The organism is Thermococcus celer Vu 13 = JCM 8558, from assembly GCF_002214365.1.
Classification (GTDB): Archaea; Methanobacteriota_B; Thermococci; order Thermococcales; family Thermococcaceae; genus Thermococcus; species Thermococcus celer.
In genome coordinates this window covers 1,065,374-1,087,448 of record NZ_CP014854.1, presented here as the reverse complement: position 1 = coordinate 1,087,448, position 22,075 = coordinate 1,065,374, and the positions used below count along the sequence as shown (strand labels likewise).

Annotated in this window: 17 protein-coding genes; 4 read left to right on the top strand and 13 right to left on the bottom strand. The window is 58.9% G+C overall.

Annotation, left to right across the window (positions count from 1 at the left end; translation table 11 throughout):
- The 7 genes from A3L02_RS06055 to A3L02_RS06025 all read right to left on the bottom strand — a co-directional run bounded on the left by A3L02_RS06055 (position 1) and on the right by A3L02_RS06025 (position 7,092).
- The gene (locus A3L02_RS06055) at positions 1-1,350 is read right to left on the bottom strand and encodes a cyclic 2,3-diphosphoglycerate synthase (protein WP_088863091.1); all 1,350 of its coding nucleotides are present in this window, start codon (positions 1,348-1,350) and stop codon (positions 1-3) included.
- Between the two features lie 191 nt (positions 1,351-1,541).
- Entirely contained in the window at positions 1,542-2,432 is an 891-nt protein-coding gene (locus A3L02_RS06050) for a DODA-type extradiol aromatic ring-opening family dioxygenase (RefSeq protein WP_088863090.1), read from the bottom strand.
- Positions 2,433-2,436: 4 nt separating this feature from the next.
- Positions 2,437-3,567 carry a threonine synthase gene (gene thrC / locus A3L02_RS06045; protein ID WP_088863089.1) on the bottom strand — a complete coding sequence of 377 codons (1,131 nt, stop codon included), beginning with the start codon at positions 3,565-3,567 and terminating at the stop codon, positions 2,437-2,439.
- A 1-nt stretch (position 3,568) separates the two neighbouring features.
- Positions 3,569-4,660 (bottom strand): hypothetical protein, encoded by a 1,092-nt coding sequence (locus A3L02_RS06040; RefSeq protein WP_088863088.1) that lies wholly within the window; start codon positions 4,658-4,660, stop codon positions 3,569-3,571.
- 50 nt (positions 4,661-4,710) lie between these two features.
- Positions 4,711-5,313, bottom strand: a complete 603-nt coding sequence (gene psmB, locus A3L02_RS06035; RefSeq protein WP_088863087.1) for an archaeal proteasome endopeptidase complex subunit beta — start codon at positions 5,311-5,313, stop codon at positions 4,711-4,713.
- A 34-nt stretch (positions 5,314-5,347) separates the two neighbouring features.
- Positions 5,348-6,079, bottom strand: coding sequence for an ABC transporter ATP-binding protein (locus A3L02_RS06030; protein WP_088863086.1), 732 nt, complete (start codon positions 6,077-6,079; stop codon positions 5,348-5,350).
- Positions 6,076-7,092 carry a FecCD family ABC transporter permease gene (locus A3L02_RS06025; RefSeq protein WP_088863842.1) on the bottom strand — a complete coding sequence of 339 codons (1,017 nt, stop codon included), beginning with the start codon at positions 7,090-7,092 and terminating at the stop codon, positions 6,076-6,078. The genes A3L02_RS06030 and A3L02_RS06025 overlap by 4 nt, the downstream gene beginning before the upstream one ends.
- Before the next feature lie 85 nt (positions 7,093-7,177).
- Here A3L02_RS06025 and A3L02_RS06020 point away from each other — a divergent pair, with 85 nt between their 5' ends.
- Entirely contained in the window at positions 7,178-9,127 is a 1,950-nt protein-coding gene (locus A3L02_RS06020; protein ID WP_237268580.1) for a hypothetical protein, read from the top strand.
- A 98-nt stretch (positions 9,128-9,225) separates the two neighbouring features.
- Here the strand turns inward: A3L02_RS06020 and nurA are convergent, their stop codons facing one another.
- Genes nurA through herA form a run of 4 tightly spaced genes read right to left on the bottom strand, consistent with a single transcriptional unit; the run spans position 9,226 to position 16,339 of the window.
- Entirely contained in the window at positions 9,226-10,545 is a 1,320-nt protein-coding gene (gene nurA, locus A3L02_RS06015) for a DNA double-strand break repair nuclease NurA (RefSeq protein ID WP_088863085.1), read from the bottom strand.
- Between the two features lie 2 nt (positions 10,546-10,547).
- Positions 10,548-13,205, bottom strand: a complete 2,658-nt coding sequence (gene rad50 / locus A3L02_RS06010) for a DNA double-strand break repair ATPase Rad50 (protein WP_088863084.1) — start codon at positions 13,203-13,205, stop codon at positions 10,548-10,550.
- Complete coding sequence (mre11, locus tag A3L02_RS06005; RefSeq protein ID WP_088863083.1) at positions 13,195-14,559, bottom strand: DNA double-strand break repair protein Mre11; 1,365 nt, start codon at positions 14,557-14,559, stop codon at positions 13,195-13,197. The genes rad50 and mre11 overlap by 11 nt, the downstream gene beginning before the upstream one ends.
- Positions 14,560-14,569: 10 nt before the next feature.
- Complete coding sequence (herA, locus tag A3L02_RS06000) at positions 14,570-16,339, bottom strand: DNA double-strand break repair helicase HerA (protein ID WP_088863082.1); 1,770 nt, start codon at positions 16,337-16,339, stop codon at positions 14,570-14,572.
- Between the two features lie 128 nt (positions 16,340-16,467).
- On the opposite strand from herA, the gene rimI reads away from it, so the two are divergent.
- Together rimI and endA are read left to right on the top strand one after the other, a co-directional pair.
- Positions 16,468-16,968: a ribosomal protein S18-alanine N-acetyltransferase gene (gene rimI, locus A3L02_RS05995; RefSeq protein WP_088863081.1), complete on the top strand. Its 501-nt coding sequence runs from the start codon at positions 16,468-16,470 to the stop codon at positions 16,966-16,968.
- Positions 16,965-17,480, top strand: coding sequence for a tRNA-intron lyase (gene endA, locus A3L02_RS05990; RefSeq protein WP_088863080.1), 516 nt, complete (start codon positions 16,965-16,967; stop codon positions 17,478-17,480). Before rimI ends, endA begins: the two co-directional genes overlap by 4 nt.
- On the opposite strand, the gene A3L02_RS05985 is transcribed toward endA, so the two are convergent.
- Positions 17,477-18,295, bottom strand: coding sequence for a DUF835 domain-containing protein (locus tag A3L02_RS05985; RefSeq protein WP_088863079.1), 819 nt, complete (start codon positions 18,293-18,295; stop codon positions 17,477-17,479). The two genes, endA and A3L02_RS05985, sit on opposite strands and share 4 nt — an antisense overlap.
- Before the next feature lie 170 nt (positions 18,296-18,465).
- A complete protein-coding gene (locus tag A3L02_RS05980; RefSeq protein ID WP_088863078.1) occupies positions 18,466-19,653 on the bottom strand; it encodes a glycine C-acetyltransferase in 1,188 nt (395 codons plus the stop codon).
- Between the two features lie 131 nt (positions 19,654-19,784).
- Here A3L02_RS05980 and A3L02_RS05975 point away from each other — a divergent pair, with 131 nt between their 5' ends.
- Entirely contained in the window at positions 19,785-22,073 is a 2,289-nt protein-coding gene (locus A3L02_RS05975) for a replication factor C small subunit (protein ID WP_088863077.1), read from the top strand.
- Positions 22,074-22,075 lie beyond the last annotated feature (2 nt).

Below are 22,075 nucleotides of genomic sequence, written 5' to 3'. Positions count from 1 at the left end.
TCACTCCTTCTTGAGCTTCTCGCACTTCTCGACGAAGTCCCTGAGGACGTCTTTGAGCTTCGGCTCGCCTATCTCCTCGAGCTCGTAGCGGACGCGGACGGCCGGCTTGTTGAGCTTCATGATCCTCCTGAGGTCTATCGGTGTTCCCATTATGACGACGTCGGCATCCGCCCTGTTGATGGTCTCCTCGAGCTCCTTTATCTGCTTGGCGCCGTAACCCATGGCCGGCAGGATGACGTCGAGGTGACTGTACTTCCTGTATGTGTCGACGATTGATCCCACCGCGTAGGGCCTCGGGTCGACTATCTCCTTTGCCCCGTACTTCTTGGCCGCTATGTACCCGGCACCGTACCTCATGCCGCCGTGGGTCAGCGTCGGGCCGTCCTCGACGACGAGAACGCGCTTGCCCTTTATGAGCTCGGGCTTGTCAACGTAGAGCGGCGAGGCGCCGTCAATGACTATCGCGTTCGGGTTGACCTTCTCGATGTCCTCGCGGACCTTCTGGATGTCGTCGCGGTTCGCGGTGTCTATCTTGTTGATGATTATCACGTCGGCCGCGCGGAAGTTCGTCTCGCCGGGGTGGTACTTCAGCTCGTGCCCGGGCCTGTGCGGGTCGGTGACCACTATCCAGAGGTCTGGCACGTAGAACGGGAAGTCGTTGTTCCCGCCGTCCCAGAGGATTATGTCGGCCTCCTTCTCGGCCTCGCGGAGTATCTTCTCGTAGTCAACGCCCGCGTAGACGACCATGCCCCTGTCGATGTAGGGCTCGTACTCCTCGCGCTCCTCGATGGTGCACTCGTACTTATCGAGGTCCTCGTAGCTGGCGAAGCGCTGAACGATCTGCTTCCTCAAATCGCCGTAGGGCATCGGGTGCCTTATCGCGACGACTTTGTAGCCCATCTCCTGGAGGAGCTGGGCGACCTTCCTGCTGGTCTGGCTCTTTCCACAGCCGGTTCTGACGGCGGTGACCGCGATGACCGGCTTGCTGGACTTGAGCATCACAGATTTCGGTCCAAGAAGCCAGAAGTCGGCTCCGGCGGAGTGGGCCCTGCTCGCGAGGTGCATGACGTGTTCGTGGGAAACGTCCGAGTAGGCGAACACAACGATGTCGATGTCGTGCTCCTTGATTATCTTTTCCATGTCGTCCTCGCTCCATATCGGAATCCCGTTCGGGTAGAGCTCGCCCGCGAGCTCGGGCGGGTAGGTTCTGCCCTCGATGTCGGGGATCTGCGTTGCCGTGAACGCGACTACCTCGTAGTCGGGGTTGTCCCTGAAGAACACGTTGAAGTTGTGGAAGTCCCTTCCGGCGGCGCCCAAAATCAGAACCCTCTTCCTCCTCTTCTCGGCCATATCGACCACCTCAAAAGTTTCTAATGCGGTGATGTATCGTTTTTGGCATTTATAACAGTTTTTGTTTAGTAATGCAAGCTTCTGGCGTTGATTATTCGATGGGGGCGTGCTCGACCTGAAAAACGTTCAAGAACCGCTGGGTGATCTCCCCCTTATGTTTACTTAAAGAAAGGATAACGACCGCTACTTAACTACCTACTCCCGTGAATACCTGTTGATGCCCTGACCGTCCCCCGCCTTTTGTTTTTGTCCATGGATGGATCGCCGTTGAAGGTATGGGTGCCCCGTGATTGTACCTTCCTGACCCACAGCGCCCCGGCCATGCCGAAGTACGTCGGGCAGGCGTAGGCGCTCGCCTTCAGCTCGAACTCGGCCTTTCTCATCGCCCCGAGCATCATCAACATTTGCCAGTAACTGTCCACGAGGGCCGCCTTAACGAGTTCCTCCGGGATCTCCAGGAGTCCCTCGAGCCTGTTCTCTCGAATCAGTTCCATGACGAGCCCGTCGTACTCCTCGCTCTCCTTTCTAAAACCGTAGGGCCCGTTCTCGTCGTGCGCGTGCCCGTGGTCCGCGCTGATTATTAATGCGACCCTCTCCTCGCTTTCCTCAATCACTTCCCCGAGGACCTCGCCGAAGCGGACGAGGGTCTCCCGGGGCACGTTTCTGGCCGGTGTTATGAGGACGAGCGGTTTCTTCTCGAGGAAGTGGAGCGGGATCAGCTCCCCCCAGCTCAGCGGCCACCTCGAGTACTCCCCGCCCAGCGAGGCGAAGTTCAAATCCACCACGGGCATCCCTGCCTCCTTCTCCGCTTTGTAGATTCTCTCCGCCAGTTCCCTATCCGTTTTCCACTCCCCGGGGAGCTCCTTCCCCTCGAAGCCGAGCCAGGAAACGAGGTTCTCGGCCAGAACCACCCCGAGGTGGTCGCTCATCCGGACGTTGTGGGGGCTCACCAGGACGTAGGCGTCGACGTCCGCGAAGGTCCTTCCGATCCCTTTAAGGACTTTCGCGAGCATCTCCGTTTCCCCATCCTCCGGCTCCAGAACGGGGTTTCCGTGCGGCATGAGACCGACTCCAGCTATCATAACATCACCTCAGGCATCTTTCAAGCTCTTCAAGCGGACACTCCCCCACTTCTCCTTCCGGCGCGCCCTTCAGGGTTTTCAACCCCGAACCCGTGAGTATCGAGACGACCTTGGCTCCCTCAGGAATCTCGAGCCTCTTCAGTGCCGCGACGCCCGTGGCGCTCGCCGGCTGGACGAAGAGCCCCTCATTCGCCAGTCTCCTTTGGGCCTCAACTACCTCCCCATCGGAAACGCTCACGCACTTCCAGTTGAACTCTCGGAGGAGCCTGAGCACGGCGTCCCCGCTCGGTGGATAAGGGTTCGCTATGGCCTTCGCTATCGTTTTCGGGTTCTCAAAGCGCTCCACCCTCGATTTTCCCTCCCGGAAGGCCCGGCATATCGGCGAGCAACCCTCGGCCTGAACCGCCACCAGCGTCGGGAGTTCATCCATCAGCCCGTTTTCGTGGAGTTCGAGGAAGCCCTTGGCGATTCCCCGGAACAGACCACCGGAGCTCGTCGGGACGAGAACGTAGTCCGGGCTCGCCCCCTCGGCTATCTCGAAGGCTATCCCCTTGTAGCCCTCGACGCGGAAGGGGTTGTCGGAGTTGATGAAGTAGATTCCGAGCCTCTCGCCCAGTTCGAGGCTCTCGAAGTAAAGCCTCCCGTAGTCCCCGGAGACCCTCACGACTTCCCCACCGTAAACGCTCACGGCCTTTAGCTTCTCGTTGCTCGCGTTTTCAGAAACCAGGATTTTGGATTTCAGGCCGAAACGTGATGCGTAGGCCGCAACGCTCGCCGCCATGTTGCCCGTTGAGACCGTCCCGACGGTTTTGTGGCCCGCTTTAAGGGCGTGGCTCATCGCCAGGAAGGTCCCGCGGTCCTTGAAGCTCCACGTTGGGTTCACCGTCTCGTTCTTGAGGTAAAGCCTTATTCCAAGTTCTTTCCCGAGTTTTGACCTCACCAGCGGAGTATCGCCCTCACCGAGCGAGAGCTCCAGTTCGGGTTCCACGGGCCAGAAGTCCCAGAACCGCTCCCAGACGCTCCGCCCTATGTAGGGCTCGCCCCTGAAACGCTCGAACTCCACAGGCCCGCCGCATTCGCACCTCTGGACGGGCCCATCGTAGGTCCTTCCGCAGAGCGGACATATCAGCTTCACTTCATCCCCTCCTCTTAGCAACGAGCAAAACGGAATCTCCTTCAATCCTTATCGTGTAGTTCGCGTAGGCGTTGCCCTCCGCTAATTTTGAGAGGGTTTCCCCAAAGGTTTCCGCGGCGTTCCCGTTTGAGAAGACGACCTTCCACATGAGGAGGTATCCGCTCGCGTTCTTCGTCAGGAGGAGCCCATCCCCGCGCCACGCGCTCGAGACCTCCCAGGCCGTCCCGTTCCCCAGCTTCGCAACGTCTCTCAGGAGTACGTAAACGTAGTACTCGCCGAGCCTGTCCTCCTTGAGAACGCGCGAGTCCCCGGGCCTATCGATGGTAACGTTGAGGGGCGTGACGTTCTCGAGGTAGAGCTCTGGATGCATTATCTGTTGCGCCGAGACGGGATAACGCCTGTAGGCTTCGTTGACGAGCCCCCAGCCCCCCTTCTCGTAAAGGTACCTCACGAATCTGTCCCCGAAGACGTAGGGGAAGATGTGGAGGTCCGTCAGCGGGTCCCCGCTCAGGGAGCGTATCTTGTGTATCGGTATCCCGTTCCTCTGGCAGTACATATCGGCCACGAGGTCGGCGTCGCCCTCTATTAGGGATTGAACGGCTATCGTCCCGTCGTAGGTGTCCGCGCCGTACCTCGCGTCGAACCACTGCTTCTGGAGGACGTGGACGGACTCATGGGCGATGGTTCTCCTTGCGACGTCGGGGTTCCCCACGAAGTTCTCCAGGATGATGTAGATCGTATCCCCCACGGTCGCCGCTATCCAGTCCGCGCTCCTCTCGCTCTCCTCTTTGACGTACCTGTAACCGGGCGGGAGGAGAAGGGTCATCTTGTAGGTCAGCTCCTCTACCCGCATCCTCTCGATGTCCGCTTTGCCGGGCTTCCACTTTGCCAGTGCCTCTTCCTTTGTCAGGACGACTATCCCCGGTTTTTCCTTGAAGGTGAGGTTCCTTATCTCCTGAACCTCGTCGAGTATCCCGTTTACCTCTTTGAGAACCGCGTCCGCGTTGGAGGTCATCCGCTGGGCCGCGTAGAGCGCCGAGAGGAGCAGGATCACGAGCCCGAGAACCGCTATCTTTTCGGAGAGGTTCCGCATGCTATCGACCCGAAAGAGGGTTAAAAGGAGCCTGGAGTCAGCTTAACCCTTCACTCGTTGAACTCCACGAACTCCTCCTTCATGCCGTCCTTCGTTATGACGACGACCTGCACCTTCCTGTCGCCCGTGTAAACGTCCCTCTTTCCGGCCGTCCTGACCGCCCTGACGGCGAGCTCCCTGGCCTCCTCGACGCTCATGTCCTTCTTGAAGCCGTCCTCGATGATGGCTATGGCGAAGGGGCTTCCGGAGCCGGTCGCGGTGTAGTCGTCGAAGACGAGGCCGCCCATCGGGTCGAGGTTGGCAAGGGTCGGCTCATCAACGTAGCCGCCGATGATTATCTGGACGAGGTAGGGGAACCACTTGTTCTCGTTCAGGACGTTGCTGAGCAGGTTGGCCATCGCCTTCGTGCTCATGGGCCTGTTCCAGGTGAAGCGGTAGTAGCGAGCCTCGGCCTCGAGCATCCTCGCGAGGGCCTGGACGTCGCCGACGCTCCCGGCGGTGGTTATCGCTATCCTGTCGGTTATCGGGACTATCTTCTTGATGTTGAGGGTCTCGACCATGTGATCGAGCGAGGCCTGGGTATCCGCTGCCAGGACGACGCCGTCCCTCGCCTTTATTCCCACGGTGGTGGTTCCGGTTTTCTTCGTCTCCATTCTCTCACCCTACCTTCTCTTTCTCCCTTGGGTTTTAAACCTTTGCGAGTTCCGGCAGGATCACCCTGTGACCGTCCACCTCGACTATCCTCGCGGTTACGCCGTAGACCCTTTCGATGATTTCGGGTTCCAGTTCGTCTGGTTTCCCCTCCCAGGCCTTTCTTCCGCCGTGGAGCAGGATCAGCCTGTCGGCGTAGCGCAGGGCCAGGTTGAGGTCGTGGAGAACCGCTATTATCACCTTCTCCCCGCTGAGCTCCCGCAACAGCTCCATTATCCCGAGGGCGTGGTTGATGTCGAGGTGGCTCGTGGGCTCGTCGAGGAGGATCGTCTCGCTCCCCTGCGCCAGCGCCCTCGCTATAAGCGCGAGCTGGTACTCCCCGCCGCTCAGCGCCGTTATCTGTTCACCCCTGCGCTCCCAGAGGCCGACCCTCTTTAGGGCCCCCTCAACGTCCCCCCTGGTCGCGTAGGTTCCGAGCTCGACGAACTCTTCAATGGTAAACGCGAACTCGGGAATCGAGCTCTGAGGCACGTAGGTTATCAGTTTCGCCCTCTCCCTCGGCTTGAGCTCGAGGATGTTCCTTCCGTCGAAGGTTACCCTCCCCTTGGGCCTTAGAATCCCGACCATGCACTTCAGAAGCGTCGATTTCCCGGCCCCGTTGGGCCCGATTACGGCTAAGAACTCTCCCCTCTCCGCGGTGAACTCCACCTCCCTGAGAGCTTCCCTCTCTCCGTAGGCGAAGGAGACGCTCACCTCGAGCCTGCTCATGAGTACAGCTCCCCCCTCTTGTGCTTCACGAGGAGGTAGAGGAAGAATGGCGCCCCCATGAGCGCCGTCACTATCCCGACGGGTATCTCGGTCGGCCTCGCGGCGGTCCTGGCTATCAGATCGGCGAGGACGAGGAGGGAACCGCCGAAGAGGGCGCTCGCCGGCGTCAGGTTCCTGTGGTTGGGCCCGAGGATGAGGCGGACTACGTGGGGGCTCACGAGGCCAACGAAGCCGATTATGCCCGACGTCGAGACCGCGAAGGCCGTCAGGAGGGCCGTGGCCCCGATGAAGAGCTTTCTGTAAAAGTGGACGTCGAGGCCGAGGGCTATGCTCTCCTCCCCGAAGAGTATCAGGTTGAGCTCCCTCCACTTCCAGACGAGGAATCCTATGCCGAGGAGGGAGACGAAGAACATCTCGCCCACGTCTCTCCAATCAGCGCCGTTGAAGCTACCCATGAGCCACATCCAGGTCACGTGGGCCCTTTCGCCCTGGCTCAGCACGAGGTACCACGTCACGGCGCTCGCGAGGAAGCCGTAGGCTATCCCGGCTAAGAGGAGCGTATCAACGGGAACGTGGCCGTCGACCCTCGAGACCGCGTAGACCAGGAACACGGAAAGGAGCGCCGAGACGAGGGCGAGGGTTCCCATCTGGGACGGGGCGTAGATCGCACCCAAGGCGGCGCCTATTCCTGCTCCGGCGCTAACCCCTATTATGTACGGGTCCGCAAGCGGGTTTCTGAAGAGGGCCTGACTGGCGACCCCCGCGCTCGCCAGGGACGCGCCAACGAGATACGCCAGCAGGACCCTCGGAAGGCGGAGCTCCCAGACTATGATGAAGGCCTTCGGGGTCCTCCCGGGTTTTACGAAATGGAACGCCCGGGAGAGGGTGGATTCCACGCCGTAGGCTACGCTCGATGTAACATCGGAAGGCGTTAAGCTCACTGAGCCGATGTAGAGTCCGAGGAACACCGCCGCAAGGGAGAGCGCCGTCAGCGTCGGGAGCCACTTCTTCATGACCATGGATTATTTGTCCAGCCGTTTAAAGATTTCGGACTAAGTATAAATAGTTCAAAAGCGTTAACATCATGGGGTGAGCTGAATGGATAGGCTCAAGGCGGTTTTCGTAATAGTGCTGCTGCTTGGCATACTCCTCCCCTCCGCTTCCCCCGTGGTGGTGGTCTCGGAGCCCATGCCGCCGATTATAATAGTGGGCAACGTCCCCAGGGGTTTCGTCGTTGCTCCCTATGAGATGTTCAAGGTCTACTTCTACATCGCCGACGACTTCGGGGTCACCACAGGAAAGGGCAGAATCGAGGCCTACTACAGGGTAAACGGCGGGGACTGGAAGCAAGCCTACGTCACAAAGGCAGCGGCGGGGGAAAACTGGTCCATTTACCAGTCCATAATACATCGCTTCTACGGTGAGAGCCAGGATTTCTACGTCTTCTACCGGGAGGCAACCCTACCGGGTGCGCCGCCCGGGAGCAGGGTTGAGTTCAAGATAGCCGTTACCGATGCCGAGGGGCACGTTTCGTACAGCCCGGTTTACTCCTACTACGTCGCCAACCCCGATGGGCCCAGGATCCTGATAGTCGACCCCTCTGTCGAGGCCATGGCCTTCGAGAAGTCTCTTGAGTCACTGATGGCTCAGTTCAATGCCTCCAGAAGTTTCTACCACTACAACCTCTCCGACTTCGAGGCCGTTGCGGAGCCATTAAGGGCCCTGAAGCCATGGATGCTCTCCGACCATCACTGGGAGGAGCTCGCGAAGTACTACAACATAAGGATAGTCTCACCGGATGAGCTTGTCAACGCCCTGCAGAGCTTTCAACCGGACGCCGTGATACTCTCGAACCTCTGGCTCCCCGACTGGGGTCTCTCGGGCGAGGAGATCTCGGCCCTCGAGGATTACCTCAAGGGCACCCACGCCGGCCTCATCGTCACGGCCGGAACGCTCTTCGACGCAACCAATTCAGGGCATCTCGGTGGTATTAACGGTTCAGCGGGCCTGACCGGGCTCCTCGGCCTCGACTCACTGACTATTGCGAACTCCCTCAAAGGTAGTTTTAACCTTTCTAACGCCTCCGTGATGCTCCCCTTCGTGAACACCGGTTATTCCCTCGTGCTCTCAAAGGAAGGACCGTTCAGCGGTGGCACCATCGACGTTACCGCGTACTCCACCGTCGGCTGGCAGTGCGTGCTCTCCCCCGTTCAGTTCGGCATAGCCAGGAGGAGCGTCTCGCGCTCCATCGCGGAGAACTCCAGGATGCTGGAGCTGGTGGAGTCAATAAAGAACCTCACGGGCGTGCAGTTCAACTTCTCGCTCTCGGCCTCAATGGAACTGCCGAATCTCGTCGCCTCGATGGAGGTCACGGATGACGGCGTTGCTGTGAACCACGATGGCGAGGATGTTGAGCTGAGCGTTAAGAGGGGGCTCCTTGAGCGGATCAGGCTCCTCCAGGCCCTCAGAGGTCGTGTCCCGATCCTCCTCGCCCACACTGAGGACTACAGCGGTGGAATACTGGCCACGGAGGGAGACTACCGTGCCGTCTACAGTTCGCTGGAACTTGAAGCTGGGGGCTCCGATGAGCTCTCCGTCCTTAAGGAACTCGTCGATTGGGTCGTGAACTACAAACCGGTTGAGATGCCCGAGGTCATAGTCCTCGCCAACGACATAGACTGGGGCATAAGGGGTGAGAGTCTGGCCTCTCAGCTTGAGGCGCTCGGTCTCCCCGTGAAGAGGGTCACCGCCGGCGACTTCAAGGCGTACGAGGATTCGAAGGTCGTCATCATTCTCGGCGGTCCCGATGCCTACGACGGCGTTGGCGGCTACGTCAGGGAGGTTTTAACGACCGAGGAACAGGATGCCGTTAGAAAAGGGGAGAGGGGAACCTTCGTCAAAACCGACGTCTGGGCGAACGGACAGGTCGTCATCGTTCTGGCCGGCCGGGACAGGTGGGGAACGAGCGGAAAGATAAAAGCGTACATGAACGGCGTCGATGACTCCTACCTGCGGATCCTGGCGACGTTCAGTGCATCGGTCTCCTGATGGTTTGATTTTTCTTTTGTTCCTGTTCTTTATTTGGAGTTTCGGAATTTCTTTAGGTAACCCTCTTTTTCAGTCATCCCTTCACGACTTCCCGTAACTCACTCCAGCGGGCTCCGCCCGTACTTCAGGAAGGCCCTCAGTTCGGGCCTCTCCGCCTTTATTATGTTCAGCATGGCGTTCAGCTCGGCCTCGAAGGCCTTCTTCTCGATTTTGACCCCCTCGTGGGCCCTCTGGAGCGGCCTGAAGTAGCCGTTCCCCTCGTGCCAGAGGATCTCGGCCAGGAGGTCGTCGTCTATCTTCCGGTTACTCTGGAGGAGGTATATGACGCCGCCCTTCATCGTCCGGATGTAGGCCATCGGAACGCCCTTCTCTATGAAGCGCTCGACGGTCGGGAACCTCTCCCTGAGGACCTTCGGCATCCTGTGGCTTATGGCCTTCCCGCCCTGGGTTATCACGTAGTAACCCGGCACCTCTTCGCCGTAGGTTCTTCTGAGGTACGCATCCAGGTAGGGCACGTCGACGATGTCTATGTCGAGCTTCCCGGTCAGCTTCCTGTTGTAGAAGCTCTTGGCGACGTAGACGAGATCGAAATCACCCTTAAGGAGCCTCTCGAGGGAGTAGAGGTACTCGAGGTAGCCGAGGACGACGTGAACGGCGTTTCTGGCGTCGTCGAGGGAGAGGCGTTTTCTCTCCGCGTACTCCCTGAGGTTCTCGAGTATCTCCATCACCTTTACGGTGTCTTCCTTCCCGTCGAGGGCCTTTCTCATCTCCCTGAAAGCGCCGTCGTAGGTGACCATCTCCTTGCCTTCCATCGCGGTGTAATACTCGGAGTAGTCCCTGAGAACCTCGTCCGCCAGAATCACCCCGCCGTTTACCTTGCCGCCCTTCCCCAGTTTCTCTTCCAGCTCCTCGTAGTGCTCCCCCAGCTCCCCGATGAAGCGCTCTACGAGCTCCTTTAGCGATCCCTCACCCAGGGCGCTCCTTATCGTCGTTATCCCCTTCACGCTCTCGGGATAGACCGGCGGCCTCGTGAGCGAGCCCGTCAGCGTCCCGTCCATCATGACGTAGTCGACTTTCCCCATCTCCCCCGCGAGGAAGCCCAGCTTGTTCTCGAGGGTCTCCATCTGGAGTCGGATTATCTGGTCCGAGATGCCATGGTTGTAGAGCATGGCGTTGGCGTAGATTAACCTGTAGGCAGGACCGTTGCCGAAGGCGTAGCTCGAGACGGCGTAGAATATCGTTCCGCTGAGCCTCTGCTTTCCCTGGCTCCCGTCGATGGCGTAGACCCTGCTCCTCCGTCTCTCCGGCAGTTCCCGCCACTCTATCCTCTGAAGCTTTTCAAGGGCCTCGTTGTAACCCTTTAACAGCTTTTTCTCTATCTCCCTAACGCTCTCCCTGTCCAGAAGTCGGTAGCCCATCCTCACACCCCCAGCTCGACCTCTTTGACCACGGAGACGCCGTTCTCAAGGCTCACGCGTATCACCCTGTCGGCGGCGTCCTTCAGCTCCTCGTCGTGGGAGACCACTATGACCTGCGGTATCTTCCTCAGGTAGCGTCCCATTATGTCAACGAGCCTTCTCCTCCTCTCCTCGTCGAGGTACGGTGTGGGCTCGTCGAGTATGAGCAGGCTTATCTCTCCGGCCAGGTAAAGCGACAGCGCCAGCCTGAATGCCAGACCCAGCGCTATCCTCTCGCCGCCGCTGAGGAAGCCGAGGCCGTATTCCTTCCCGTTGTAGACGACGCCCAGCCTTATCCCCCTGTCTTCCGCCTTAACGGTGACCCCCGAGTACTTCTCCTCCGTCAGCTCCTCGAATATCTCGCTGGCCAGCTCCCCGACCTTCGCCAGCGCTTCCTCCTTGAGCATGGCCTTGTAGCGCCTCACCTTCTCCCTCAGCGATTGAACCCTCTCGCGGGCCTTCCGCAGCTCCTCGAGCTCTTTCGCCCTTTCCTTCCTGCGCTCCTTCTCCTCTCCGAGCTTCTTGAGTTTCTCCATCGTCCCGTCGCGCTTCTTCTCCAGCTCCTTTAGCTGGGTTCTCTTCCCGGCCAGCTCCCTGCTCAACGAAACGAACGATTCCCTGATCTTCTCGTGCTCCTCTTTGCTGTAGAGTTTCTCTTTCTCCCGGAGGCTCTCCCTCAGCCCCTTGAGGGAAGAGGATTCCTCTTGGAGTTCTTTCTCCGCCTCCGCCAGCTCCTTCTCCGTTCTTTCGAGACGCTTCCTTTCACTCTCAAGCTCGCTTTCCGCCCCCTTGAGCTCCAGGTACCTCCTGTAAGCAGGTTCGAGTTCCTTAACCCTCTCGTCGAGTTCTCCAACGCTCGAGAAGCCGAGTTCCGCGAGTTCCCCCTCGAGTTCCGCGAGCTTCCTCTCGATGGCTTCCAGTTTCTTCCTGAGCTCCTCCTTCCTTTTCTCGAGGGCCTTAGCCTTCCCGAACTCGGTCTTCAGGCTTTTGAGCTCGCCCTCGACCTCTCCGAGCGCGGCCTTCAGTTCGTCGCATTCCTCCACGGCTTTCCTAAGCCCCTCGAGGTCGTATTTTTTCAGCTTGCCCTCAAGTTCCTTTATCTGTTCGAAGAGCTCCATCTGTGATATGAGCTCGCGCTCCCTCTTCAGCGTCGCCTCGACCTTCACGAGCTCGCTCCTCAGCTTCTGCTCCCGCGAATCGAGTTCCCTTATCTCCCTCAAGACGTCCTTAACCTCGAGCTGGTACTTCGTTATCAGCTCCCGCTTGTGCTCCTCCGTCAGCTCCGAGCCGCAGACCGGACATCTGCCCTTGGCTTTTTTGAGCTCGAGGATTGCCTTGTTCCTCTCTCCAACTCTGCTCTTCAGCTCGCCCCTCTTCCCGTTTATCTCCTCGAGCTCCCGCTGTATCTCGTCCTTCCTCCTTTTGGCGGCCTCTATCTCCTTCCCGAGCCTTTCAATCTCCTCCGGTTTGAGCTCGAGCCTCTTTTTCAACCGCTCCAGGTTACCCTTAAGGCTCCTGACCTCCTCGTAGGCCTTAACGCTCTCCTCGAGCCCCTCGATCTTGCCCTTGAGCTCCTCCCTTTTTTTCTCAAGCTCCCTGATGCGCTTTTCCATCTCTCCCAGCTCGGAGAGGCGTTCCTCTATAGCCTTTATCTGCGTCCTGTAACCCTCGGCGAGCTTCTCGTTCCTCGCCTTTTCGTCAGCGTAGCGCTTCCTGAACTCCACCAGCTTTAGGTAGAGCTCTGCTTTCTCCTTTAGCCTTCTAAATTCCTTCACTTTCTTCTCCAGCTCCCCAATGCGCTTCCTGATCTCCTCGATTCCTTTCTTCAGCTCTCCGAGCCTCGCCTCGAGGGCCTTCACGTTACCTTCCCTCTGCCTTATCTTGAGTCTTAGGGCGTTTATCTCCTCGGCGAGGGCGTCGAGCTCCCCGAGCCTTTTCTCAACTTCCCCGAGTTTCTTCTCCAGCTCCGGAATCTGCGGTGAGAGTTCGTTTATCTCCCTCAGGGTATCCTCGAGCTCCCTCTCCAGCTCCTCCATAAGCCCGTCGAGGTTCTCCGTGCTCTTCAGGTAGTCCTCCGCCGAGCTTATCCTGCGCTCTATCTCCTTCCTCACCTCGAGGAGGTTCCTGTAGGCGTTCTCGTACCTGTCAAGGCCGAGAACCTGCCTCACGACCTTCTCCCTGCTCTCGTCGCTCTCGAGTATCGCGTCTATCTCTCCCTGCCGTATGTATATCGCGTTGAGGAAGACGTCGTAGGGGACGAGCCTCTCCATCCAGTCCCTCACGGCCCTCTGGCTCGCCTCGGTTACGTGCTTCCACGAGGTCCCGTCGTGGTACTTGGCGAAGGCCATCCCGCGGGTTATGTTCCTGTGGATCTGGTACCTAACGCCGTCCTTCTCGAAGAAGACCGTCACCTCGGTGGAGGTTCCACCCGCGCGGAGGATATCGTCCTTCTTGAGGTCCTTGGGCCTGCTGGGCCAGTAGAGGCCAATGAGGAGCGCGTCGAGGAGGGAACTCTTGCCGTTCCCGTTCTGGCCGATTATCAGGTTTATCCCGCTCGTGAAGGTGACCCTGGTCAGCCCGTGGGAGCGGAAGTCCTTGACGATGAGCTTCTCAATCCTCATCTCCACCACCGACCCAGGCGAGGATGCTCGTCGGTTTTCCCTTGGGTTTGGGTTTCTTTTGCCTGACCTTCCCGGGTTTGTCTGACTTTTCGGGTTTTTCAGTTTCTCTGACCGTTTCTTCTGCCTTTGCCGACCCGTGCGTTTCTTCTTCAGGTTTTTCATCGGACCGGGCGGGCTCTTTCTCCTGTCCCGCCCTTATGAACAGCTCGACCACCGCATCCACCGCATCGAACCCCTTCTCCCCGGTTAGCCCTATCGCCCTGAGCTCCACGGGCGTGAAGTACTCCTCCGGTTTCGGCACGCTCCCGCCCCTGACGGCCTCGACCTTCCTCTCGAACCGCGTCCTCAGGTAGAGGTACTTAACCTTCAGAATCTCCCGGAACTGGGAAACGTCGTAGGGTCTCTCCCAGCGCACGTCAAGCCTCACGAACGCCTCGGGCGGTATCTTCTCCCTCAACTGTTTCACTTCCCTCTTGGCGGTTTCCTCGTCCGCCCTGAGCTTGATGTCTATGAAGGGCCTCACCCTCAGCTCGACGAATCTCGGTTTGAAGTCCTCGACTATGTAGAAACCCTTCCTCGTTCCGGCCTGGGGTGTGAAGCTCCGCCCGTTCCAGCGGTACCTGATCTCGTAGTCGCCGAAGTCCCAGCGCTGGAGTGAGCCGGGATAGACCAGCGTCCCGATGTCGTAGCTCGTCACGAACTCCCTGTGGATGTGCCCGAGGGCGTAGTAGAGGTAGCCCTTCGGCAGCTCGCCCATTTTGAGCTCGAAGTAGTCGCGCTGGCTCTCGGGGACGATCCCCATCATCTCCTCGACGAGTTCCTTGATGCCCTGGTGGAGCATGAGGATGGCGTCTCCCTCGGGCCTGAACATCTCGCCCAGTTTGTTGTGCTCCAGCCAGGCGGCGCTCATGTACTTTAATCCGTGGATCTCGACGCTCTTCCCACCCTTATCGAAGACGCCCTTGACGAGGTACCTGTTCCCAAGTCTCTCGCTCGTCAGGTGGTCGTTCTCCACCCTCCCGTCCCTCACGCCAAGGAGGTGAAGCAGGCCGAGGCCCTCGAGGAGGTTGTAGGCTGAGACCTTTCTCTGCGTCCTGTCGTGGTTTCCCTCTATCGCGAATACCGGAATCCCGGCTTTCTTTGGCTTCTCCAGGATCTCTATCGCTGTCTTCAGGGTCTCTGGACTCGGCCGGCTCGAGTGGAAGAGGTCCCCGGCGATGAGGATGAAGTCAACCCTCTCCCCTATCGCCTTCTCAACGGCCTCCTTAAAGGCCCGTGCGAACTCCGCGGCCCTGTAGGGGAGACGGTACTGCTCGAAGCCGAGGTGAACGTCGGCTATGTGGGCGAACTTCATGCCGGGCACCTCAGAAGTCGACCTCTAAGCCTTCCTCATCGTAGAGCTCTTCCTTCCTCTCCTCGGCCTTCTCGCGCTCAGCCCTCTCCCTCCAGCGCCTCACGACGCCTATGTCCTCGCCGCCGTAGTCCCCGCCGAGCTCCTTGAAGTTGTGGATCTTCACCAGTGCCGGCAGGCTTATCGCCTGGCCCACTATAACTGCCTCACCCTTCCCGAGGCCCGCTATGTCGCTCATCAGCTCGCCGCTCAGCTGTTCGCTGGCTTTTAGGACGTAGTCCTGGTCCTTGGGGTTGACGATGCGCATTATGACCTTGGTGTTCGTCTGGCTGAGGACGTCCTCGCTGAGCCTGCTCGGCCTCTGGGATACGAGGCCCAGTCCGACGCCGAACTTCCTTCCCTCGCGCGCTATTCTGCTCAGGATCCTCACGGTTCCCTTCTTCTCTCCCTGCGGCGCGAAGATGTGGGCCTCCTCCACCACCACGAGCACCGGCTCCGAGAGGGCCGGGTAGCTTGCCTCCACCGATTTCAGGAACTTCTCCAGCTCCTTCCTCTCATCGGAGACCGCCGAGATTTTCGCCCCGTACCTTCTCTTCAGGTACTCGAGTCTCTTGCTGGCCTTCTCGTAGTCCATCCTCGTCTCGAAGACCTTCTCGAGGAGCTTCGCCGCCACGAGCTTCATCTGGCCCTCGTCCAATGGCCCGAGGTCTATGACGTTCACCTTACCGGGCTCGATGGAGGCAACTATGTCCTCGCTCGAGAGCAGGTGGCCGTAGTTCCTCAGGAAGCGCGATATCTTCATGGTGAGCCTCGTTATCGTCTCCCTCTCGTTGGCCTTTATCTCGCCCAGGTCGCGGTACTTGTTGGCGTGCGGGTCCCAGTAGCTTCCGCCGGCGTTGGAGACCCAGTTCTGGAGCGTATCAAGAACGGCCTTTATTACCTCCCTTCCGCCCAGGCCGGGGTTCTCGTGGAGGACGGTGTCCCAGGCGCGGAGGAGGTAGGAGCGCTGTATTGTTGCGTTGCTCCCTATCTCCATGAGGTCCGCCAGCTCCTCGCCGTCCATCGTCTCGGGCTGTATCCTCGCCTTGATGATGTTGACGTACCCCGTTTTGGTGTTCGGGAGGCTCAGGCGCATGTAATCCCCGTGAGGGTCGAGCACTATCGCCGTCCCCCTGAGGTCCTCGATCATCTTCCAGAGCATGACGGAGACGGTGTTGCTCTTTCCAGCGCCGGTGACGGCTAAAACCGCGAAGTGCCTCGAGACGAGCTCGTCCGCGTCGAGGTATATCGGCACGTCGTCCCTCAGGAGGAGCGTTCCCACCTCGATGAACCCATCCCCGCCGTAGTAGATCGCCCTGAGGAGTTCCGAGCTCGCCCGATAAACCCCGTTCCCGTTGGGGACGGGCACGCGGCTTGGGACCACCTCCGCCCTCTCGCCTTTAAGCTCCACCCTTCCGAGCACGTGGACGGTAACTATCAGCGCCTCATTCTCACTTATGCTCTCCCCGTACTCCCTCAGGTCGAGCTCGAGGCTCGCGAAGGTGCTTTTTCCATCGCTGAGGAGCCAGTTGACGTTCTTTATGCCCCTGATGGTGCCTATCACCCACTCGACGTCGTCGCTCCAGCGACAGTCCCTCTCCTTCGCCTCCTTGCAGAGTCTGGCGACGACGAAGTCCCCGAACTTGAGGTCGCCCTCGGGATGAGCGTAAAACTGGAACGAGTTAACGGTGGCCTCACCGGTCACGATTCCAACCGGGTTGTTAGGATCCTCGGCTATGCGCATAACATCACCTACAGGTTGCTTATCTTGTGGGGTTTTAAACTTTACTCGGCGGAGTTGGGTTATGAATGGCCCGTTACCTTTGCTCACCGCCCCTCAAATCTTAAAAGCTCGGGCGCGTAGGTTGTACCATGAGCGTGTCCATAAAGCGAACCGGCCGGGTTCCCCTGGCGATGGTCGTCGTAAGGCCGGCCAAGCTCTTCGACATCCCCGACGTCGTGAGGATAGAGCGGGCGTCATTCAGGGAGGAGTACCCCCGCGGCGTTTTTCTCGTCTTCCTCGAGAACAACCCGGACACCTTTCTCGTGGCGGAGTACAACGGAAAGATCGTCGGTTACGTGATGGCCTACCTCAGGCCCGACCTCGAGGGTCACATAATGAGCATAGCCGTCGATCCGTCCTACAGGGGTAACGGGATAGGCTCCGCCCTGCTGACCGAGGCCATCGAAAGGCTCATAGGCAAGGGTGCACGCTACATAGGTCTCGAGGTTCGCGTGAGCAACGAAAAGGCGATAAGGCTCTACGAGCGCTTCGGTTTCCGGAAGATCAAGCGGATAATCGGTTACTACGCCGACGGCGAGGACGCCTACTACATGCTCATGCCTGCCGAGGACTGGGGTGGGAGGAATTGAAGGAACCGATAGATTTCAGGCTCAGCGGCGACAGGGTCTTCAGCGACCGTGAGAGGGCGATAAACCGGTTCTACAACAAGCGCTACTTTGGGGAGGTCGTCAACGGCAAGCTCTTCCTCTCGCTCATAGAGGCGGCGTACCTGCTGGAGAAGGGCAGGATAAGGGTCTTCGATGGCGAAGAGGAGTTATCCTTCGAGGATCTTGTGGAGCTCGGGAGGAAGAGGGACGACCAGTTCGACATAAAGCTCCTCGTCTACACCGATTTAAGGGACCGCGGTTACACGGTCAAGTCCGCCCTCAAGTTCGGGTCTCACTTCAGGGTTTACAGGCGGGGAATGGACGAGCACTCCCAGTGGCTGGTGTGGGTCGTTCCAGAGAACCTCCGATTCTCCCCGAACGACATAACCGCCCGTGTGAGGGTCGCCCACGGCGTGAGGAAGAACATGGTCATGGCGGTCGTTGACGAGGACAACGACGTCGTGTACTACAAGATCGAATGGGTGAAGTTTTAAGCCTGCCCCTTCAGCCTCTCAAACTCCCTTTGAAGGAGTTTCAGGTTCCTCTCATCCATTCCCTCCTCTGTGAGCGGTACTACGATCACCGTGTTGTGTAAGCTTGCGTAGTCCTTGAGCGTCGTCAGGAACTTGAAAACCGATGCAAAGCCGTTCTCGAGCATGAGGTACTCGACCCCGTCCAGGAAGATGACCTTCGGGTCCTCCGTTTTCCTCATGAAGTTCACCAGGGTCTGGAGGAGGAACTCGAGCCTCGTCGGGGAAACCGCGTTTTTGTCTTCGATGGTCGTGAGCCAGAGTATCGGGGTCTTCTCTATTCCGAGCCTCTCCCTGACCACATCGGGGGGATTTCGGGAGACTATGAGGCCCGCCCTTCCACGAAGGAGCCTGGCCAACACTGTGCAACAGTTCGAGAGATTGCAGAGGTAGAGGCCGGGCTTAAGGGGCTCGCCGTTTTCTTCCCTTTCGAACTCTACAACGGGCACCACCTCGTACCTCTCTGTGATGACGTTGAGCAGTCTGAACCACCCGACGAGTATCATAAGAAGGCCCAACAGCAACAGTGAATTACCCACGGAGTTTAGCAGGGAGGACTGTTTCGGCGAGAGTTCCAGAGAGCCGTAATCGCGGAGATCCAGGAGAAGAAACAGGGCCTTCGAAGCGGTCAGAATCGCGAACGCTATCAGTCCGTAATCGTAGAACCTCCTGAATTCAGGGTAGCGGGAGACGAACCTGCCCCTGCGCCTCAGGCTCACCGCAAGCATCGCGATCAGGAGTACCTCGACCGCGAGGGCGATCGCCAGCGTCATCGCCATCACCGGCGGGATAACACGTTATCCCCATGTACCATCTATGACTTTCAGGGAATTATACCTTTCGGTGAAGATTTGAAGGGACACCGGAAACGTGGGTTCTAACCTCAAACTGAAAATTGGATTGTCCATCTTGAGAACGAACCCAAAGAGGGGGAAGAGAAGGAAGGAACTCACTTCAGGAAGCCCGTCTTCTTCCCGAGGTCCTCGAAGGCATCGAGCACGTACTGGAGGTCCTCCCTGCTGTGGGCGGCAGACGGTTCGAGCCTTATCCTCGCGGTTCCGAGCGGGACGGTCGGGTAGACGATGGCCTGCGCGAAGATGTTGTACTCCTCGTATAAGCGCCTCGAGAACTCCTGGGCCCTCTTCTCGTCGTAGAGCATGACGGGCGTAATCGGGTGCTTGGTGTTGCCGAGGTCGTAGCCGAGGTCCCTCAGCCCGTTCTGGAGGAAGTGGGTGTTGTCCCAGAGCTTTCTGACGAGCTCGTCGCTCTTCTGGAGTATCTCGACGGCCGCTATCGCCGCGGCGACGTCGGGCGGGTTCGGGGCGCTGGAGAAGAGGAACGGCCTTCCCCTCTGCCTGAGGTAGTCGATGGCCTCCTCCGGGCCGGCGACGTAACCGCCTATAACTCCAAAGGCCTTGCTGAGGGTTCCCATCTCGAAGTCGACCTTCTCGTGGAGCTTGAAGTGGTCGACGATACCCCTTCCGCTGTCACCGAGGACACCCTCACCGTGGGCGTCGTCGATGTAGAGCATCGCGTCGTACTCCTCGGCCAGCTCCGCCATCTCCGGAACGGGGGCGAGATCACCGTCCATGCTGAAGACGCCGTCGCTGACGATTATCTTCTTCTCCTTGTCCTTGTTCTCCTCCAGTCTCTTCCTGAGGTCGTCCATGTCGAGGTGCTTGTAGATGACCTTAGGCGCGCCGCTGAGGCGCATTCCGTCTATGATGCTCGCGTGGTTCAGCTCCTCGCTGATGAAGACGCCGTTGTCCTTCTTCGTGAGGAGGGCACTGAGGGCACCGAGGTTCGCGTTGTAGCCGCTCTGGAAGAGGATCGCGGCCTCCCTCTTCTTGAACTTCGCCAACTTCTCCTCGAGCTCAACGTGGAGCTCCATGGTTCCGGCTATCGTCCTGACGGCACCGGCACCGACGCCGTAGTCGAGGATGGCCCTTATCGCGGCCTCCTTTATCTTCGGATGGGCGGCCAGGCCGAGGTAGTTGTTGGAGCACATGTTAAGAACGCGCTTTCCATCGACGACGACCCAGGGGCCCTGGGCGCTCTCAAGCTTCCTTATGGTCACGTAAAGGCCCTTCTCCTTGAGCTCCTTGAGCTCTTCCCTAATCCAGTCGAGCTTCGCCATGAGAACCACCGGTGATTATTGGGCATCGAGGTATAAAAGTTTTGCACTCCCTCGGTGAGTTCATCGGGACATGGCAGGCCAAAAGCCTTAATACCTCGAAAGTGCATAGGCCATCTGGAAAGGTGATGACCATGCCCGAGGAAGTTCACGAGGTTAAAATCCTCGAAAAGCCGTGGGTTGAGAAGTACAGACCCCTGAAGCTCGACGACATGGTCGGGCAGGATCACATAGTCAGGCGCCTCAAGCACTACGTTAAAACCGGTTCCATGCCGCATCTCTTATTCGCGGGTCCCCCAGGCGTTGGGAAGACCAGCGCCGCCCTCTGTCTCGCGAGGGAGCTCTTCGGGGAAGGCTGGAGGCACAACTTCCTCGAACTGAACGCCTCCGTCTCCAAGGACACCCCCATACTCGTGAGGATAGACGGGAAAACCATGAGGACGACCTTCGGCGAACTCGACGGGATTTACTTCGACGAAAGCGACGGGGATGTGGCCTACAAAGACGCCAACAACCTCGAGGTGCTCACCGTCGATGAGAACTACCGGGTGAGATGGGCCAGAGTGAGCAGGATAATCCGCCACCGCGTCCCCGCCATACTTCGCGTTCACCTCGAGGGAGGGGGAAAGCTCGAGCTGACCGGAAACCACTCCGTTATGGTGCTCACCGAGAACGGCCTCGAGGCGATTAAGGCGAACGAACTGAGCGAGGGCTCCATCCTCCTGAGCTTCACAGCGAATCTCGAGGGCTTTCTCGACGTCCTCGACCTGAACCCTTACAGGGTTAAGGAGAGCGCGAGAACGAGGGTCTTTGATGGGCTCCCCGTTGATGAGGAACTATCCTACATGCTCGGCCTGTATTCCGCTGAGGGTGCTGTCGGGTTCAAGAAAGGCACCTCGGGGCAGGTCGTGTACACCCTCGGAAGCCACGAGGGGGATTTGATAGACCGCGTCAGGAACTTCGCGGAGGGCCTCGGCGTTAGCATCTACGAGAACTACACCACCTCGGGCTTCGACCGCTCAAGGAAGAGCGCGTACCAGCTCAGGTTGCTCAACACCCAGCTGGCCAGGTTCTTCGAGGAGAGCTTCTACGACGGTGCCGGCAAGAGGGCGGCCAGCAAGAGGATTCCGGGTTTCGTGTTTGAGTTCCCGCTCCCCGAGAGAATAGCGTTCCTCAAAGGCCTCGCGGACGGTGATGGAGCCGGAGATTGGGGGAATGTCGTCAGGATATCGTCGGTTTCGAGGGACCTCCTCGTAGATGCGGTGTGGCTTGCGAGGACCTCAGGAATCGAGGCGAGCATCTTCGAGAGGGAGACCAGGCTCATATGGAAGGGCGGCATGAGGTGGAGCAAGGCCGAACTCCTGCCCGCTGAGCCAATCATCGGGATGCTCGAGAAGATAGAGAACGCCCTCGACGGCAACTGGCGCTACGAGCTCAGGCACGGGCTCTACGAGGGCAAGAAGCGCCTCGGAAAGGGAACCCTCCGCAGGGTTCTTGAGATGGTGGATGAGGGTAAACTCGATGGGAAAGGCAGGAGAATCTTCGAAACCCTGAGGAAGCTCGCCAACACCGACCTCCACGCCCTCCTCGTCAGAAAAATCGAGGTCGTCGAGTACAACGATTTCGTCTACGACGTCAGCGTCCCCGGGAATGAGAAGTTCTTCGCCGGAGAAATACCCGTTCTCCTCCACAACTCCGACGAGCGCGGCATCAACGTCATCCGCGAGAAGGTGAAGGAGTTCGCGAGAACCAAGCCGATAGGCGCGGCGAGCTTCAAGATAATCTTCCTCGACGAGGCCGACGCCTTAACACAGGACGCCCAGCAGGCCCTGAGGAGAACGATGGAGATGTTCTCCAACAACGTCCGCTTCATCCTGAGCTGTAACTACTCCTCCAAGATAATAGAGCCCATACAGAGCAGGTGTGCCATCTTCCGCTTCAGGCCGCTGAGGGACGAGGACATCGCGAGGAGAATAGAGTCCATAGCCAAGAACGAGGGGCTCGAGCTGACCGATGAAGGTCTTCAGGCCATCCTCTACGTGGCGGAGGGCGACCTGAGGAGGGCCATAAACGTCCTTCAGGCCGCGGCCGCCCTCGACACCAGGATAACCGACGAGAACGTCTTTCTCGTGGCGAGCAGGGCCCGTCCGGAGGACGTCAGGGAGATGATGGGGCTGGCTTTGGAGGGCAACTTCCTGAAGGCGAGGGAGAAGCTGAGGGAGATACTCCTCAAGCAGGGCCTTAGCGGGGAAGATGTCCTCATCCAGATGCACAAAGAGGTGTTCAACCTGCCAATTCCAGAGGACAGGAAGGTGGCCCTGGCGGATAAGATAGGTGAGTACAACTTCCGCCTCGTCGAAGGGGCCAACGAGATGATACAGCTCGAGGCCCTGCTCGCGCAGTTCACCATCATGGGCAAGTGATG